The organism is Caballeronia arationis (assembly GCF_001544975.2).
Classification (GTDB): domain Bacteria; phylum Pseudomonadota; class Gammaproteobacteria; order Burkholderiales; family Burkholderiaceae; genus Caballeronia; species Caballeronia arationis.
Genome location: NZ_FCOG02000075.1, coordinates 1 through 15,617, shown reverse-complemented (window position 1 = coordinate 15,617; position 15,617 = coordinate 1). Strand labels below are relative to the sequence as shown.

At 60.0% G+C, this 15,617-nt stretch carries 12 protein-coding genes and 2 pseudogenes; 10 read left to right on the top strand and 4 right to left on the bottom strand.

Annotation, left to right across the window (positions count from 1 at the left end; genetic code table 11):
* Positions 1 to 139: 139 nt before the first annotated feature.
* Positions 140 to 1,321 carry a citrate synthase family protein gene (locus AWB81_RS29275; protein ID WP_235025960.1) on the top strand — a complete coding sequence of 394 codons (1,182 nt, stop codon included), beginning with the start codon at positions 140 to 142 and terminating at the stop codon, positions 1,319 to 1,321.
* A gap of 66 nt (positions 1,322 to 1,387) precedes the next feature.
* On the opposite strand, the gene AWB81_RS29270 is transcribed toward AWB81_RS29275, so the two are convergent.
* Positions 1,388 to 2,503 carry a LacI family DNA-binding transcriptional regulator gene (locus AWB81_RS29270; RefSeq protein ID WP_087135264.1) on the bottom strand — a complete coding sequence of 372 codons (1,116 nt, stop codon included), beginning with the start codon at positions 2,501 to 2,503 and terminating at the stop codon, positions 1,388 to 1,390.
* A gap of 251 nt (positions 2,504 to 2,754) precedes the next feature.
* On the opposite strand from AWB81_RS29270, the gene AWB81_RS29265 reads away from it, so the two are divergent.
* From AWB81_RS29265 to AWB81_RS29245, 5 genes are all read left to right on the top strand, one after another.
* Positions 2,755 to 4,113 carry an MFS transporter gene (locus AWB81_RS29265; RefSeq protein ID WP_062640133.1) on the top strand — a complete coding sequence of 453 codons (1,359 nt, stop codon included), beginning with the start codon at positions 2,755 to 2,757 and terminating at the stop codon, positions 4,111 to 4,113.
* Between the two features lie 71 nt (positions 4,114 to 4,184).
* The gene (locus tag AWB81_RS29260) at positions 4,185 to 5,348 is read left to right on the top strand and encodes a mandelate racemase/muconate lactonizing enzyme family protein (RefSeq protein ID WP_062640132.1); all 1,164 of its coding nucleotides are present in this window, start codon (positions 4,185 to 4,187) and stop codon (positions 5,346 to 5,348) included.
* Between the two features lie 420 nt (positions 5,349 to 5,768).
* Positions 5,769 to 6,251 (top strand): hypothetical protein, encoded by a 483-nt coding sequence (locus AWB81_RS29255; protein ID WP_144444206.1) that lies wholly within the window; start codon positions 5,769 to 5,771, stop codon positions 6,249 to 6,251.
* Between the two features lie 80 nt (positions 6,252 to 6,331).
* Entirely contained in the window at positions 6,332 to 6,523 is a 192-nt protein-coding gene (locus tag AWB81_RS29250) for a hypothetical protein (protein WP_062640128.1), read from the top strand.
* A gap of 71 nt (positions 6,524 to 6,594) precedes the next feature.
* Positions 6,595 to 7,473 (top strand): hypothetical protein, encoded by an 879-nt coding sequence (locus AWB81_RS29245; RefSeq protein ID WP_235025959.1) that lies wholly within the window; start codon positions 6,595 to 6,597, stop codon positions 7,471 to 7,473.
* Between the two features lie 542 nt (positions 7,474 to 8,015).
* Here the strand turns inward: AWB81_RS29245 and AWB81_RS29240 are convergent.
* Positions 8,016 to 9,452, bottom strand: a pseudogene (locus AWB81_RS29240) (IS1182 family transposase).
* A gap of 329 nt (positions 9,453 to 9,781) precedes the next feature.
* Positions 9,782 to 10,803, bottom strand: a pseudogene (locus AWB81_RS29235) (IS110 family RNA-guided transposase).
* Between the two features lie 362 nt (positions 10,804 to 11,165).
* Here AWB81_RS29235 and AWB81_RS29230 point away from each other — a divergent pair.
* On the top strand, positions 11,166 to 11,798 hold the full coding sequence (locus AWB81_RS29230) for a class I SAM-dependent methyltransferase (protein ID WP_062640127.1): 633 nt from the start codon (positions 11,166 to 11,168) through the stop codon (positions 11,796 to 11,798).
* A 256-nt stretch (positions 11,799 to 12,054) separates the two neighbouring features.
* On the opposite strand, the gene AWB81_RS47110 is transcribed toward AWB81_RS29230, so the two are convergent.
* Positions 12,055 to 12,321 carry a hypothetical protein gene (locus AWB81_RS47110; protein ID WP_235025958.1) on the bottom strand — a complete coding sequence of 89 codons (267 nt, stop codon included), beginning with the start codon at positions 12,319 to 12,321 and terminating at the stop codon, positions 12,055 to 12,057.
* Between the two features lie 89 nt (positions 12,322 to 12,410).
* Between AWB81_RS47110 and AWB81_RS29225 the strand changes: the two genes are divergently transcribed.
* From AWB81_RS29225 to tnpB, 3 genes are all read left to right on the top strand, one after another.
* Positions 12,411 to 14,300, top strand: coding sequence for a sulfatase-like hydrolase/transferase (locus tag AWB81_RS29225; RefSeq protein WP_062640125.1), 1,890 nt, complete (start codon positions 12,411 to 12,413; stop codon positions 14,298 to 14,300).
* 832 nt (positions 14,301 to 15,132) lie between these two features.
* Positions 15,133 to 15,468: an IS66 family insertion sequence element accessory protein TnpA gene (gene tnpA, locus AWB81_RS46500; RefSeq protein ID WP_200822572.1), complete on the top strand. Its 336-nt coding sequence runs from the start codon at positions 15,133 to 15,135 to the stop codon at positions 15,466 to 15,468.
* Positions 15,469 to 15,512: 44 nt separating this feature from the next.
* The coding region (gene tnpB / locus AWB81_RS48860) for an IS66 family insertion sequence element accessory protein TnpB (RefSeq protein WP_374730522.1) at positions 15,513 to 15,617 on the top strand (105 nt) is incomplete at its 3' end.

The following is a 15,617-nucleotide window of genomic DNA, read 5'->3' as shown; positions in this document are numbered from 1 at the left end:
ATGTCCCTGAACGGTCGCAAAAAACGGAGCCGCGACACCATGTAGCAAGCGGCGCTGCTGGCGTCGGGACAGTTCGCGTAGTTCTTTTGAGGGTGGTTTATGTGACGCATTAGACCCACCCCATCCATCGTGGTCAATCTTGATTGAGATAATCAACGTGAAGAACTGGATGACCCAGGAAGAAGCCTGTGAGGCCTTGGGGGTGCGCCAGCAGACGCTGTATGCCTATGTCAGCCGCGGACAAATCGAAGTTCGCGGGGACCCGGCTCATTCGAATCGCAAGCTCTACAGGGAAGCGGACATCGCGGCGCTCCTCAGCAAACGCAAGCTGGGACGCGCGCGCAAGTCCATTGCCGCAAGCACGATGGCGTGGGGCGAACCTATCGTCAGCACGCGGATCTCCACGGTCGTTCGGGGACGGCTGTATTTCCGTGGCGCTGACGCCATCCAGCTCTCCGACCATGCAACACTGGAAGCGGTCGCCCAACTCCTGCTGGACTCGGCGACGCTGCCACAGTTTCCATCTTTCCCTGCCGTTCATGGCATCGATGCTTCCCAGGCACGCGCCTATGCCGCGATCGGGCACGCTGCGGCCGAAGGGAAGTCCGCGCAAGGGCTCCCGGTAGCCGACATGTGCCAGGAGGCGGCGGCGCTGATCGGCCGACTCGCGAGCGGCTTGATCGATTTGCCTGCGGGAGCGGAACCACTCCACTTGAGAATCGCGCGTGCCTGGAACGCGGAGGGGCATGCGGACCTGCTGCGTCGGGCGTTGGTGATGCTTGCCGATCAGGAGTTGACCAGTTCGGCGTTTGCCGCACGCGTGACGGCGTCGACGGGTGCGTCGCTCGGCGCCTGCATGCTTTCGGGTCTCGCGACGCTGTCCGGAGTCTTGCACGGCAACGCCAATGTGCGAGTGCGAGCCCTTTTCGATGACGTGAAGCAGTCCGGCATCGAGACCGCGGTGCAACGCTGGATGTCGAGCGGCGCGCCGCTGCCGGGGTTTGGGCACCCGCTCTATCCGCAAGGCGACCCGCGGGCGCAGGCGCTCCTTCAGGCCTTCGAGCCCTCCGAACAGTCACGCACGCTGATTGCGCACGTCGAGAGTCTGACGGGGCTGAAGCCAGCGATCGATGTGGCACTCGCTTGTCTGGCCGACTACTGCAAACTGCCCGACGGGGCAGCTTATTCGCTATTTGCGATTGGCCGAAGTGTGGGCTGGATGGCGCACGCCATCGAACAGTTCTTGAGCGGTTCTCTTTTGCGCCCCAGAGCGCATTACATCGGCCCGGCGATTGACGAGATCAAGGATGTCGAGCGCTGAATTCCCTTTTTTTCGGCGGCACTTTCCCGCGTGTGAGGCAAAACGCGTGCGGGGGCGTCACCCTGATCATCCTTGCACGACGTTGGTCGAACCTGCCGCAAGCCGACGACGTGTACCGGCAACCTTCGCTGCGGCCTTCGTCTTAATCTTCTTCGAACACGGCCCGCAGCTCGCCCGCGGCTCGAACCAGGTGGGCAGGCATACGGGTTCGATGGCACACGGCGCCTCGAGTTGCCCGAGCAGCAGTTCGGCCGCACGCTTGCCGAGAAGCGCCGGGTCCCGCATGACGGTCGCGATCGGCGGTTGGTGAAAGCGGCTGAGGGGAACGTCGTCGCAACAGACGAGCGACAAGTCGCTGCCGAGCCTCAATCCCCGCCGGTGAATCACACGCAGTGCGCCCTCGAGCAACTGATTTCCCCCAAGAATCACTGCGCTCGGCGGCGCGTCCCCGGCGAGCATCTCTTCGAGCGCGGCTTCGCCGTGTTCCGCCGAAAGCATCCCTCGATGGACGAGCAGATCGCGCGCCACACCAGAGCCGTCGAATGCGTCCTCGACTGCGCGGATACGCTCGCGAGTCGGACGCACATCACGACCGACGACCAGACCGATCCGCCTGTGTCCCGACGCGAGCAAGTGACGTGCGGCGTCGCCGACGCCGCGATAGTGATCGGAGAGGACGTAATGGGCGACGATATCGCCCGGAAGCGTGCGATCGATCAACACCACGGGTGCCTTCGTATTGCGCAAGGCGGCAAGCGTTGCGGGATCGTCCTCCAGGGCGGGCAGCACAATCAGTCCGTCGACCTGACGCTGCAGGAGCACTTCGATACGCTCGGCATCGACGCTCGCCACGCCACCCGAATTGGTGAGCAAGACCGAAAAGCCCGCGAGGCTCAACACGCCTTCCGCTCCACTGACGATCGACGCGATCAGCGGATTCGTGATGTCCGATCCGACGAAACCGATCGACCGCGTCGCCCGCCGACGCAGGCCTTGCGCGAGGGCATTGGGCGCATAGCCCAGTTGGCGGGCGGCCTCCAGCACGCGCTGCGTCAATTGAGGACTCGAGCCGGGCTGCCCCGACAGCACGCGCGACACCGACGCGATGCCCACGCCGGCAAGGGCGGCCACGGCCTTGATGCCAGTGCGTGTGGGTGCTCCCTCAGCGGAGTCTTTGCTCATGGTTTACCCCTTCATTCTTGACTATCCAGTCTACTGCATTTATTGTCTGGAAACGTTTCCAGGAAACGTTTCCAGAGCACTGGTACGGCACTTTTCGCCGGACGGACGGGACTCGGATCACGCAATCGATCAACCGAACGGCGCAGCCTCGCATGCGCCATCGCCCGCGAGGCTCACGCTTCCGGCCCCTGGAGACGGCGTGCTGCTTGCCCACGGTGGCAAGTCGCTGCGCCCTGTAGAAGGAGTGATTCTTGGAAAGCGTATCCCGCCAGTCGCCGGAAGTCCGGCGCGCCATTCGCAATACCATCCTGAGCGCGATCGTTGGAACCGCCGTCGAGTGGTACGACTACTATCTCTACGCCACTGCGGCGGCGACGCTCTTCAACAAGCTGTTCTTCCCGTCCTATGACCATCTGACGGGCACGCTGCTCGCCTATGCGAGCTTTGCGATCGGCTTCATCGTGCGGCCCGCTGGCAGCGTGATCTTCGGGCGCCTGGGCGATCGCATCGGGCGCAAGGCGGTCCTCATTATCACGCTTCTCCTGATGGGCGGCTCGACCACGCTGATGGGTGTCTTGCCGACCTATGCGCAGATTGGCGTGTGGGCGCCAGTGCTGTTGTGCGTGCTACGTGCGCTGCAGGGCCTTGGCTCGGGAGCGGAATACGCCGGAGCGGTTCTGATGGTGATCGAGTACGCACCGACGAAACGGCGCTGGCTTTATGGTGCGCTGCCTTACACCGGCGTAGCGCTCGGGCTGCTGATGTCGCTTGCCACTTTCCATCTGTCTTCGAGCCTTTCGAAGGCGGCCTTCGAAGACTGGGGCTGGCGCATACCGTTCCTTCTTTCCGCTGTCGTCGTGATGCTCGGCCTGGTCTTGCGCAGCACGCTTAAGGAGACTCCGGTCTTCGAAAAGATCCGCAAGCAAAACGCGGTGGTCAAGGCGCCAATCAGAGAAGTGTTCAGTACGTCACTGCGCCCGATGCTGTGCGCATGGGGCGCGCGGCTCGGCGACAACTCGCTCGCCTACATCTATGAGTCGTTCGTGATCGTGTACGTCACGCAGCAACTGCATATGTCCCGGGATCTCATCGTCACGGCGCTGATGTTCAGCACCGCATTGCAGTTCGTCACCGTGCCGCTCTTTGGCTGGGTATCGGATCAGGTCGGCCGCAAGCCGGTGTACATCGGCGGCGCACTGATCTCGGGGCTTGCCATCTTTCCCTTCTTCACGATGCTGCAATCGGGCCAACTGGTCTGGATCTACACGGGTCTTTTTCTCGTCTCATCGGTCGCGAAGACGATGATGACTTCCGCGCAGAGCCCCTGGCTTGCCGAAATGTTCCCCTCGCGCGTGCGCTACACGGGCTTCTCGCTGGCCCGCGAAGTCACCTCGCCGATCTCCGGCGGCATCGCACCGATGATCGCCGTTGCGCTTCTTGCCGCAGGGGGCGGATCGCCGCATCTGGTTGCGTGGTACGTGGTCGCGCTAGGCGTCATTACCGCGGTGTCGGTGTTCCTCGGGCCTGAGACGCGCGGCCGGAGCCTCGACGAGCAAGCCGAGTCCACGACTTCTGCGATGGCCGAGCGCATGGAAGCGCGCGCCAAGTAACGCGATACCGAACTACCGAACCACCGAACGCCTGAGAAGGCATATCAACCATCAGTCAAGGAGCAGGGTCAATGAAGATCGTCAAAGTCGAGCCGATGCATGTCGGCCAGTTCATGTTCGTTCGCATCGAGACCGATGCCGGAATAGTCGGCTACGGCGAAGCCGGCATCTGGGGACACATTGAAGCCGCGGGCACCGCGATCCGGCGTTTTGCGGAGTACCTGGTCGGCAAGCGCGCCTTCGATATCGAACATCACTGGAACGTGATGCACCGTTTCAGCTATTTCCAGGGACTCGCGATCAACGCCGCGATCTCGGCAATCGACATCGCGCTCTGGGACATCAAGGGCCGGGCGCTCAATGTTCCCATTCATGAACTGCTGGGCGGCCCGGCGCGTAACAAGGCCAGGATCTATGGCCACATTTACGAGAGCACCATCGAAAAGGTGCTGGAGGAATGCCAGCGCAAGATGGAGTCCGGCTTCACCGCATTCGGGCACATCAACCCGTTTCTCGACGAAGGCAACGACCAGGTCTACTTCAAGACGCACATCAAGAAAATGCGCGACGCGATCCAGAACGTGCACCGGATGCGTGAGGTCGTGGGCGAGAAAGTCGATCTGCTGGTCGAACTGCACCGGCGCCTCACGCCGGCTGAAGCGATCACATTCACGAACGGCATCGAGAGCGCGACGCCGATGTTCGTCGAGGATCCGATCCGCCCGGAGGGACCCGACGCGATGGCGCGCGTCGCCGAGAAGATTCGCGTGCCGATCGCCACGGGCGAACGCTTCTGTACGATCTATGAGTTCCAGGCGCTCCTTTCCCGCAATGCGGTGGAATATGCTCGAGTGGACGTGGCCGTTTGCGGCGGCATTACCGGCGCGAAGAAAGTCGCTGCGATGGCGGAGGCGCATCATGTGCAGGTCGTGCCGCACAACCCGCTTTCTCCGATCGGTCTCGCGGCGTGTTTGCAAATTGCGGCAGCGATTCCGAACTTCGCGATTCAGGAATACTCGACGGGCTTCGAAGCAGGTGTCTTCGAGTCGACGGGCAAGCATCTGGGCAGCGACATCGTGGACAACGTTCCTTTGCCGAAGAACGGCTTCGTCGATATTCCGACAGGTCCCGGTCTCGGAATCGCGCTGCTGCCGGATGCACAACGGATTCGTCCGCCTCTGTCCAAGCCCATCTCGATGCGCCCGCACTATGACGGCTTCATTGTCGATCAGTGACCAAGATGACGCTTTTAAAACGTGTTAGTAGCAGTCATTGTGCGGCCGTCAACTGACGGGGCGGCCGCAATCGCGCTTACTTGTGCGCACGCCGGTAAAACTCGGTGTACTGGCAAGGCCTATGGGCTAACGAAGTGGGCTGACCACATCGCGGTGTAAAGCACGGGTACCGTATCAGCGAGAGTTCTTCATCTCGCAGACACCCGAGCTTGTTGCAGAGGCCGACGCTGTAATCGACGTTCAGGCGCTTGCAGCTTGATTTTCTTCAACCCTTGTGGGGAGTTGCCCCACACCTTCTCATGCTGCTGCTTGCGGCAGCCGGCACTTCGTCTTGTGTGCACAGCAACAACGTCGCACAGTCGCCCCCGCCACGTGTCTCGCCCGCGGACCCGCAACTGATACAGCCGCCACGGACTCCCCGTGAGGTCGGTCGTGCGGTTTCTGACAACGGTCGAGTGCGCCGCATCTGAAGCGCAGCCACTTCCGACTACATCTCACTTTTCAGGGGCACTTTTAATGGCTTATTCATGCTCGGACTTTGCTGATGACGTTCTCAACGACCTGGCCGCCAAAGGTTGGCTGGAGTCGGCGCTCGTTGCGCCGGATGACCCGCAGGCGCAAGCGGATGCGGTGCTCACCGCAATCGCTGATGCGAACGGCACGCTTCAGCTTGCAGCTAATGCCAAGCAGTTCCACGCAGAACTGCTCGATGGCGTGGAGACGCTCACCGGCATCTCCGAGGAACACGGGGCAGGGGCGCTAGCCCATGTTGTCTACCTCCAGATGGCGATCTTGAAGGGGACTTCGATCGAGCTTTCGTCGCAGGAAGCGAGGTCACTGGCTTTCATCAGACGGCTGCCTTCGGGCGAACGGTGGTGGAAGCATGTGGCTGAAGTCGAGTGATTCTCTTCAGATCGTTCTCTTAATCCCTGCGGGTATGCGGCCCGCAGGGGCCGCTCCGCGCGTTTGTTTGTGGAGCATCTATGTCTACTTTTGAAGCAGCGAAGCTCGGCGCTGTGCCCGAGCGTTTCACGGATCTCGAAGCGGCAGTGAACTACATCGCCGGCTCCCCGACTCGTGAAAACGAGGTACGACCGTGGATCCGGAACGTCGATACCGATGCGTTCGTTGTCATCGGCGGCAGAGTTCAGCCGCCGAAGGGAGGGCCGCGATGATTCCGTCCTGGCTTGAGCAGTATGCGAGCGGCGAGAAACTCAGCTACATCGCGAGTTACATGGCCTAACCCGTGTATTACGGTGTCGGCGGGTCGGCTGACGATGACCCGGAACTCGAAGAACGTATCACCGTTTATCGGCCTCCGATCGTCGGCTACGCGAGTCGCACAGGAACGCGCCGAAATCTGGGCGCCCTGAAAGGGGCAGACTGGCGTTTGCTTGTCTCTGCAAAAGGCGAGCTTCGGACAGAGGGCATTCCATACGCGCTCGACAACGGCGCATGGAGGGCTTACCAGCGCGGCGAGGCATTCGACCAAAGAGCCTTCGCCGTCGCGGTTGACCGGCGTGGGGAACGCGCTGACTGGCTCGTGCTCCCTGACATCGTCATGGGCGGGATGGCTTCCCTGGACTTTTCGTTGAAATGGCTCGAACGCTTGCGTGGCATGCCGTGCCGAATGCTGATCGCGGTCCAAAACGGCATGCAAGTCGACGACGTCGCAAGCCTATTGTCTCCCGCCGTCGGCATCTTCATCGGCGGCTCGACGGAATGGAAGGAGCAAACCGCGCATGTCTGGGGTTCGCTCGCCCGCCGGCGTCATTGCTATCTGCATGTTGGCCGCGTGAACTCGGCGCGGCGCCTCCGGATCTGCGCAGCAGCGGGCGCAAATAGCTTCGATGGTACCAGTCTCAGTCGCTATGCGAAGACGCTTCCACGGCTCGATCGCGCGACGCGGCAGGCCGACATGTTCGCCGCGGTGCATGAGAGCCTCGAAGAGGCGCAGCAGGCAACCGCCGATATCTTGATTAGAATCTTAACCCCTTCGGGAGCGTACCCCGAAAGGGGGCGCTCCTATTTTCTTGGAGCGACAAATGGAACACGAAATCTTGTTGAAGATGGAAGCCGCGATCGACGTGATGCAGCGTTACGTTACCGATGGCCCGCGCATTGACGGGTGCATACGTGTTGCCTGAGAGCTGCAGCGGATTCCGCGGATGTTCGCGGCTGCGTGATCAGAGGCAGCTATCGGTTGCGATCGATTAATTTGCCGATCAACGCGTGATCCGAATAGTCATGCACCGCCGCCGCTGCGGGAATACGGTAATACCGCGATCAGCGAAATGCGCGGACTGTCACCGAAGAAATCGACAGGTTGAATATTGCGCGAATTCCAGTATTCGATGCCTTCGTCGGCAATGGTCAGGATCGCCGTCGACGCCTGTAACTGGGTCGGGCTGGACAGCAGCGACCATGCTTATGCACGAAAGCCGGCGATACATGGCAGAGGGCTTGCGAACGTCGGCTTAATGTTTTCGCAGCGGACCGTCGCGAACGTTGGGTCGAACGGCTGCAGTGGGTCGAGGTTGTGTAAAAACAGTCGCAGCATATCGGCGAGTTACCGGCAAACGCGATCAATCGGCGAGCTATCGGTTAACTGCGATCGACAGGAGCAATTTCGCCCCTCTTTCAGTTATCGCTGCACGCTGCGCGCTTTCACGTCCTCATCGCCTCGAGCAATGCCTGCGTGCCTGGAATGCTCGTTGCTCGCTTCAGGTTGTAGGCCAATACGTGAAGGCTCATCTCGGTTCGCACACGCGGAAGCGTTTTCATCAGGAAGTGTGCGGAGCCCATCCAGAACTTGAGCGTTCCGAACGGGTGCTCAACTGTCTGTCTTCGCAATCTCGCGGCGTCTGGATTCTGATCGAGTCGACGCTGCAAATCCTCAAGTACCTTCTCGTGTTCCCACCGCGTTACCCTTCGATATGGACTCGGAGTGCACTGCGGCTTTAGTTTGCAACTTGGACACGCTGAAGGCCAATACTTGTGAATCTTAAGTCCAGCCTCAATCGTCGTGAAGCGCCAAATGGCCCGCTCTCCTGCTGGACAGCGATACTCATCTTCCGACTCAATGTAGACGAAGTCCCGCTTGTCAAAGCGACCGTCTGCCTTGCTGTTCGATGTCAGCGGCTTGGGCACGAACGTCTTAATGCCCTCTTGCTCGCAGCGCAGAATTTCATCGCTCCTGTAGTACCCGCGATCGGTAAGCGCCGTCAGTTTCTTTTGACCGATAGCATCTCGCGCCATTTCCGCCATCGTGGCCAGTTGCGAACGATCGTGACCAACATTGACGACATCATGAGCAACGATCATGTGATTCTTGAGATCTACAGCGGTTTGCACGTTGTAGCCGACCATTCACGTGCCACGCCCGCTGGTTGTCATTGAGCGCGCGTCCGGGTCCGTCAGTGAGATCTGGCCATCGGGAGCGGCGCGCATCCGTGTCTCGATCTCACCGAGCTTTTGCACTTGCGCTTTGAGCTTCTCGATCTTCTCTTTCAGGTGAGGGATTCGTTCATCCGGCAGGCTCGCTGGCTCTCGATCAGCCCGGTCCAGTTCATCCATGTAGCGGTTGATGCCTTGCTCGAGTTGCTCCATGCGAGCCTGGAGTTTGCGCTCAGTGAAGTTTTTGTCTCGATTGTTGACCGCTTTGAATTTGCTGCCGTCGATGGCAACCACAGCATCGGAGAATAGCTTTAGCCGCCGGCAAAGCAATACAAATTCGCGGCACACTTTACGGATTGCAGCGCCGTTATCCTCTCGGAAGTCAGCGATAGTCTTGAAGTCAGGAGTCAAGTGGCCTGTCAGCCAGATCAATTCGAGATTCCGTCGTGCCTCGCGCTCGAGGCGGCGACTCGATTGAATCCGATTCAAGTACCCATAGATGTAAAGCTTGAGCAGGGTCGATGGATGATATGCCGGTCGACCAATCAAGGAGGGCCAAGCTCGCGCGAAGCCAAGGCCCGCCAGGTCAAGGTCATCGACGAACACGTCAACCACCCGTACCGGGTTCTCTGCATCTACGTAATCGTTGAGACACTCGGGTAGCAACGCGACTTGATCTCGCGCGGCGCTTTCGATGAATCGCCTCATGGGCCACCATCTGAAAACGTGGTGACTAACTACAGGCGATCAACACGTTTTCACACAGCCTTATATGGACACCGCCCGGTTTGCCAGATTGATCTTGATGTGATGTTAAAACGAGGTACTGGCTGCAGTCTTATATCCGGCCTGTAGTGCAAGCCGAAGCCTGCGGGCCCTGATGGAATTCGCCAGGAACGTCCTCATCTCGGTCACGCACATTTAGTGCAAGGCTGTGTTCAGGTTTCCGTTCTAGCGGTCCGACCTGTTTCGCCATCACGTGTCAATCAACCTCAGCAACCTATCGGTAGTCCTGCGTCACTTTCACTGCCTGCATGCTAAGCGGGTCTTACACTCATGTGGTCCTTCTCGTACTTGCTGCTGTGAGCCAGGATGGCCCGGGCCGTGCGCGCCATCTTGTTGGCGAGGGCCACCGCTGCGACATTGCCTGGTCGTCGTTCCTGGATCGCCTTTTGCCACGCAGTTGGCAGTTTCGCGTGTACATCACGGAGTGCGCGCCATGGATCAACAGCGTGCGCAGGTATGGATCACCTCGCCGGGAGATGGATCCCAGCCGGATCTTGCCTCCGGTGCCGCTTTGCCGTGGAACCAGCCCGAGAAACGAGGCAAACTCACGGCCGGATTTGAACGTTTTTGCATCCCCGATCGTAGCGATCAGCGCAGTCGCGGTGAGCCTGCCGATACCGGGCACCTCCGCGATTGCCCGGCACGCCGCTTCCTGCTTGTGCCAGCCGCTTATCTGCTTCTCCAGCCGATCGATGTCCTGCTCGATCCCGTCGACCCGCCTCAACTGGTCCTGCAGACTGCTCATCATGGTGGCCGGCAAGGCGTCCTCGAGTTCTGCCATGCGTGCGCGGATCTCAACCAGCCCAGCTACGCGTCCGACCCGGAATGGCACACCAAACTCGTAGAGGAGGCCACGTAGCTGGTTCACCTGGATGGTGCGGAACTTGATCAGCAGCGAACGCATCCGGTGAAGGCCAAGCATCGCCTGCTGGTCTTCCGTCTTTGCCGCTACAGTTCGCATTCTCGGCTGATGCACTGCCGTCCAGATTGCCCGCGCATCCGCCGCGTCGGTCTTGTTTGTCTGGACAAACGGTCGAATGAACTTCGCATGCAATAGCACTACTTCGTGCCCAAGCGCCTTGATCTTGCGGGCCCACCAGTGCGCGCTGCCGCAAGCTTCGAGCGCCACACGGCCCGCCGGCCGCCGTGCAAGAAACGTAATCAGCTCATCGCGCCGGAAGCGTCGATTGGCAATCTCGCCGGTTTGCGCGTCGACCCAGTACATCTGGACGATCTGCTTTGCAGCATCCAGTCCGTATGTCGTAGCATTCATTTGGGCCCTCCGTTCCTCAAGTGGACGTGTCGAAACTCCACTCTGGCATATTGATGCCGATTGGTTCTGGACGGCCTCTGTATTCCTGTCAGGCCTCCGTCCCCGAAGGGAGGGCGGTGTCCATTCCATCTCGGTCGCGTACTGCCGCTCGTGGCACGCACGGATCGATCGCACAACGATGGCCAAGGTACGGCCCATTTCCAGCCCGCCTGATACCGTGCGCGTTCCTCGGAAACCCAAGAGGAATCAATTGCGCGCACGGAATCGCGTTGTTCATCTTGTTCGGCACGCAACCGACACGACCGATGACACCGGAGGTACGACGTAGTCATGCGGGAAATGCCCCGAGATATACTTCCTGCATGGAACTCGACCCCCGCGACTTGGATGAAATCAGTGCCGTCACGTTGCAGCACTACGACGCGCACGCGGAAGATTTCCGCGACGGCACGTACGACCACGACGTCACGCAGAACATCGCGGCGCTGCTGCACCATATCAAAGTCGAGCCCCCTCTTACGATCCTGGATTTCGGCTGCGGGCCGGGGCGAGATCTCAAGGCGTTCACTGCACTCGGCCATTGCGCGGTCGGCCTGGATGGCGCCGAGCGCTTCGTTGCAATGGCACGTGACGCGACTGGCTGCGACGTCTGGCAGCAGGATTTCCTGCATCTCGATTTGCCGGCCGCGCACTTTGACGGCATTTTCGCCAACGCCGCGCTGTTCCATGTCCCGAGTCAGGCGTTGCCGCGCGTGTTGCGGCAATTGCACGCGACACTGAAGCTCGGCGGCGTGCTGTTCAGCTCCAACCCTCGCGGCACGAATCAGGAAGGCTGGAGCCACGGCCGCTACGGTGTCTTCCATGATCTCGAAGCATGGCGCCGATATATGGCGGGCGCGGGATTCGTCGAAATTGAGCACTATTACCGGCCCGCCGGCTTGCCGCGTGAGCGGCAGCCGTGGCTAGCCAGCGTGTGGCGCAACCCGGTTGCCTGACGCCAAGGGCTGTCACCGTATGCCCCCATTGGGCTTGGCAGATGCTTGCTTTCAAGCCGCTTTGATGCAGCGCAAAGCAGCCGATTCGCAGCACTGTCCCATCGCGCAGAGAAACGCCAGTCGTGGATCTCGCACAATCGGCAGAAGCGGGGACGCCTGTCGTCGGCCGCGACAGGCAGAGTGCGGCCACGAACCGCCATTCGCCCGCACCGTCGCTCGGACATTCAGGCGTCGACTCTACCCGGGAAGCAGCCATTCAATTCGCGACGTTGAACGGATAACACAGCTGTCGTCGGCGTATCGTGCTTCCACTTTGTCCAAGTGTCGCAATGCGCTGCTTTCTCAAAACAGCGCTGGATCCCCCGAGTTGTAACAATTTTGCTTTGAGCAAAAAAATGTAATAGCTTGGGTAAGCATAATTCCTCCCACAACACGCCTTGGCGCGCTGCGCTTTCTCGCGATGCATCAAGTAGCGAGGCGGCAGATTGACCTTCCAGTCAGGTGCTTGCTTCTGAAGATTCATCAGTCACTACGCTCTGTTTATTGTTTCGCTTGAAACGACCACCAGAACACGCGAGGCAACGCGCTCGCGGAGGACCGTGAGGTGCAGCCATGGATCGCAGAGACTTTCTGAAGAATGCCGGCATCGGCGCGTCGCTCGCCGCAACTGGGCTACTCCCCGGAGAAAGCGAGGCTGCGGAGAAGGGTGATCGTCACCCACACGACGGCCGACCGCCAAACATCTTGTTCATTCTGGTTGACGAGTTGCGTTATCCGCGGGTATTTCCGAATGGAATAGATAGCGCGGGCGAATTTCTGCAAAGATATATGCCGCGAACTTATTCCCTATGGGCAGGCGGAGTGAAGTTCGCGGGGCATTACACGGCGTCTGTCGCATGCTCGCCGGCACGCGGGACGCTTATGACAGGTTTATACTCGCAACAGACTTGGCTTCTCACCACGATACTTGATTCACCCGACACTCAGGTGTCGATACAGCCGGTACTCGGACGCGAGTACCCGACCTACGGAAAGCTGCTTCGCAACGCTGGCTATCGAACCCCCTACATTGGAAAGTGGCACCTGTCGGTGCCGCCCAACGTCGCAGGCCGTCTCTCGGCATACGGGTTCGAAGGACTTACTTACCCGGATCCGACGGGCAGCAACCTTCAAGGCACTATCGGCGACGAGGCCCAGGGCTATCTCAGCGATCGTGACATCGCTTCCCAAGCGGCCACATGGCTAGGCGCGCGTCGCCCAGCGGAACGGCCGTGGTGCCTCACAGTGGGGTTCATCAATCCACACGACAAAGAGTTTTTTCCCGCAGGAACCGAGTTTCAAACCTTCACCGATCTGTTCGCTTCCCGTCATTACAACCCGACCGGGCTCGCGCAATTCATCAACTTTACCGCAGGCCCTCCATCCTACGACTGGAACGCAAACCCGCTGAAAGATCCTCCCGCGTTGGCCTATCCGGCCATTCCGCGCAACTGGGAGTCATCCGATCGGATCGCGAGGTCGAAGCCGTCGACGCAAACTTTTGCACGACTGTTTCAGGAGACGGTATGGGGCGGTGTTTCGGACGATCCGCGGGTCAAGGACTTCAGTATCAGCCAGTATCAGACTAATCCTGCTGATCCGCCTCTCAACCCTCCGGATGGGCTTGCAAAAGCGCCGTTCACTTACTGGAAGCGTAGCCTCGACTCATATACGCAGGTCATGACCACGCTTGACGGTTACGTCGGCAGCGTTCTGGACTCGTTACCTCGTGCTGTCGCCGCCAACACCATCATCGTCTTCACGTCGGATCACGGTGAGTATGCGAGCGCGCATGGCTTCGTTTCCGGCAAGGCAGGTTCGTGCTACGAAGAAATTTATAATGTCCCTCTGATCGTATTTGATCCCACAGGAAAATTCACTGATGACATCGACATCGTACGGACAGGGCTCACCTCATCGGTCGATATCCTGGGGATGCTGGTCAGCCTTGGTTGCAAGGGGGATCGGGGCTGGTTAAGCGGCGATCTTGCGCAACTGTACGGCCGCCGCCATGACCTCTTGCCGATGCTCAAATCGGCGAACGCGGCGGGGCGTCCCTATGTCGTCTACACGTCGGACGAAGTCGTGCCGCGAATTTACAATTTCAACGACTCGCCTGGTCACATCATCGGGCTGCGAACGTCCGATGCCAAGCTTGGCGTCTATTCCAACTGGACACAGGCGACCACCAACATAGCAATGGACGGCACGATGGAATTTGAGTTCTATGATTACTCGACGCCGGGCGGCCGCCTTGAACTAGCAAACCGCAAGAGAGACCCCAAAGCCGCGGCCCTTTATAGCGCCTTGCTTGGCGATGTGCTACCCAATGAGTTGCGCGCACCGCTGCCGGCCAGTCTGCTTGGACAACAGACCGTCGTCCGCGATCGATACCTCTTGTACGTCGACCTCGTCAACGGTACATCAAAGTCGGATTTGCCATTCCGCATCGGAGATCTTTGAATGCATCTCGTTACACAGAAGTGCGCTCTGTCGGGTGTCGGGGGGCGAGGCAAAATTGAGGGATGTTGACGGATAAGGGGTTGTAAACAATCGCGGGCTCGCGTTTAACTCTCGGATTTACGAAAGTGAATGAGCAACGAGTTGGCGGCAAGGGTGGACGATGAATTTGAAGCGCTGCCCGGCCCGCGATCCGCTGGCGGGCGTGACGCAGGCGCAGGCAAGTATGGGCGAGCCGTGAAGCGCCTTGGCTGTCAGTAACATCACCCACCTGCACGCGGATCTCGTTGGTGTCGGGGTTCTCGGCGATGGCGGGCTGTCCATCTGAATAATCGGCACGACCCCCAACATGAAATACCACGAACGCAGCAACATGTAAGCGTTGAACATGCCGAGTAGCACGTTCGCTGTGGTTGCCCCGTTCCTGGCCGTCAAGGTATCGGCAACCGCTACAGGCCAAATGCCTGTTGTTCCGGGAAAGCTGCCGTTGAGATCACGTCTTCTCGAAGCGCAGAAGTGGGTCGACTGCTGCCCGACGCGGCGGATCAATGGCCGACCTCGCCGGACGTTCTTTGTCGGACTGGGTTCGGCCAGTTGCTGACTTTCGGCCCGGTTGGAATGCGGACGCTCGAACGTCTCCTCCAGTTTCCCAACGGACAGGGGAGAATCAAAGTATGCGTCAGCGCATCCCGTCTTGAATACAAGCGCGCGTGGTGCGAACGTCTTGCCATCGTGACTGCGGAGCATTTCGATGGTCGACCCAACCGAAGAGACTGCGGGACCGAGGGCAGCGCGACGTTCTCGGCAAGGCGAGGCATTCTGGCGGGAGATGGTCATGGCGTGGAAACGAAGCGGACTTGGCGCACGACGTTTCTGCCGAGAGCAAGGGCTGGCAGTCAGCACCTTCGGCTTGTGGCGCAAGAAGCTCGCGGGCGAGACAACTGCCCGGACGAACCCGCTCGCCGTGACCCCGGATGCGACGTTTGTCGTTGCCCGTGCAGATGGTGAGCCAGAGCCGGTCGTGACGCAGCCATCGACGACGGCAGATACGTCGTCGTCACGTGATCGCGTGACCTTGTCGCTCGCCGGTGTTCGCATCGAACTGACTGGCGCGCATGCCGAGCGCATCGTGCGCTTCGTGCTCGGGCAGTTGGGCGGTGCACGGTGCTGATCGCGGCCGACGTTCGGGCCTACATCTGCCGTGAGCCGGTCGATATGCGCAAATCGATCGACACGCTGTCCTATCTGGTCGAACCGCTGCTGGCCCAGAAGCCTGCCTCGGGCAATTTGTTCGTGTTCGTGGGTCGGGACCGCACGAAG

Coding starts and splice junctions, on each gene's coding strand:
- AWB81_RS29225 (WP_062640125.1), top strand. CDS start 12,411: ATGGATCGCAGAGACTTTCTGAAGAATGCCGGCATCGGCGCGTCGCTC.
- AWB81_RS29250 (WP_062640128.1), top strand. CDS start 6,332: ATGTCTACTTTTGAAGCAGCGAAGCTCGGCGCTGTGCCCGAGCGTTTC.
- AWB81_RS47110 (WP_235025958.1), bottom strand. CDS start 12,321: ATGAATCTTCAGAAGCAAGCACCTGACTGGAAGGTCAATCTGCCGCCT.
- AWB81_RS29260 (WP_062640132.1), top strand. CDS start 4,185: ATGAAGATCGTCAAAGTCGAGCCGATGCATGTCGGCCAGTTCATGTTC.
- AWB81_RS29230 (WP_062640127.1), top strand. CDS start 11,166: ATGGAACTCGACCCCCGCGACTTGGATGAAATCAGTGCCGTCACGTTG.
- AWB81_RS29270 (WP_087135264.1), bottom strand. CDS start 2,503: ATGAGCAAAGACTCCGCTGAGGGAGCACCCACACGCACTGGCATCAAG.
- tnpA (WP_200822572.1), top strand. CDS start 15,133: ATGGCGTGGAAACGAAGCGGACTTGGCGCACGACGTTTCTGCCGAGAG.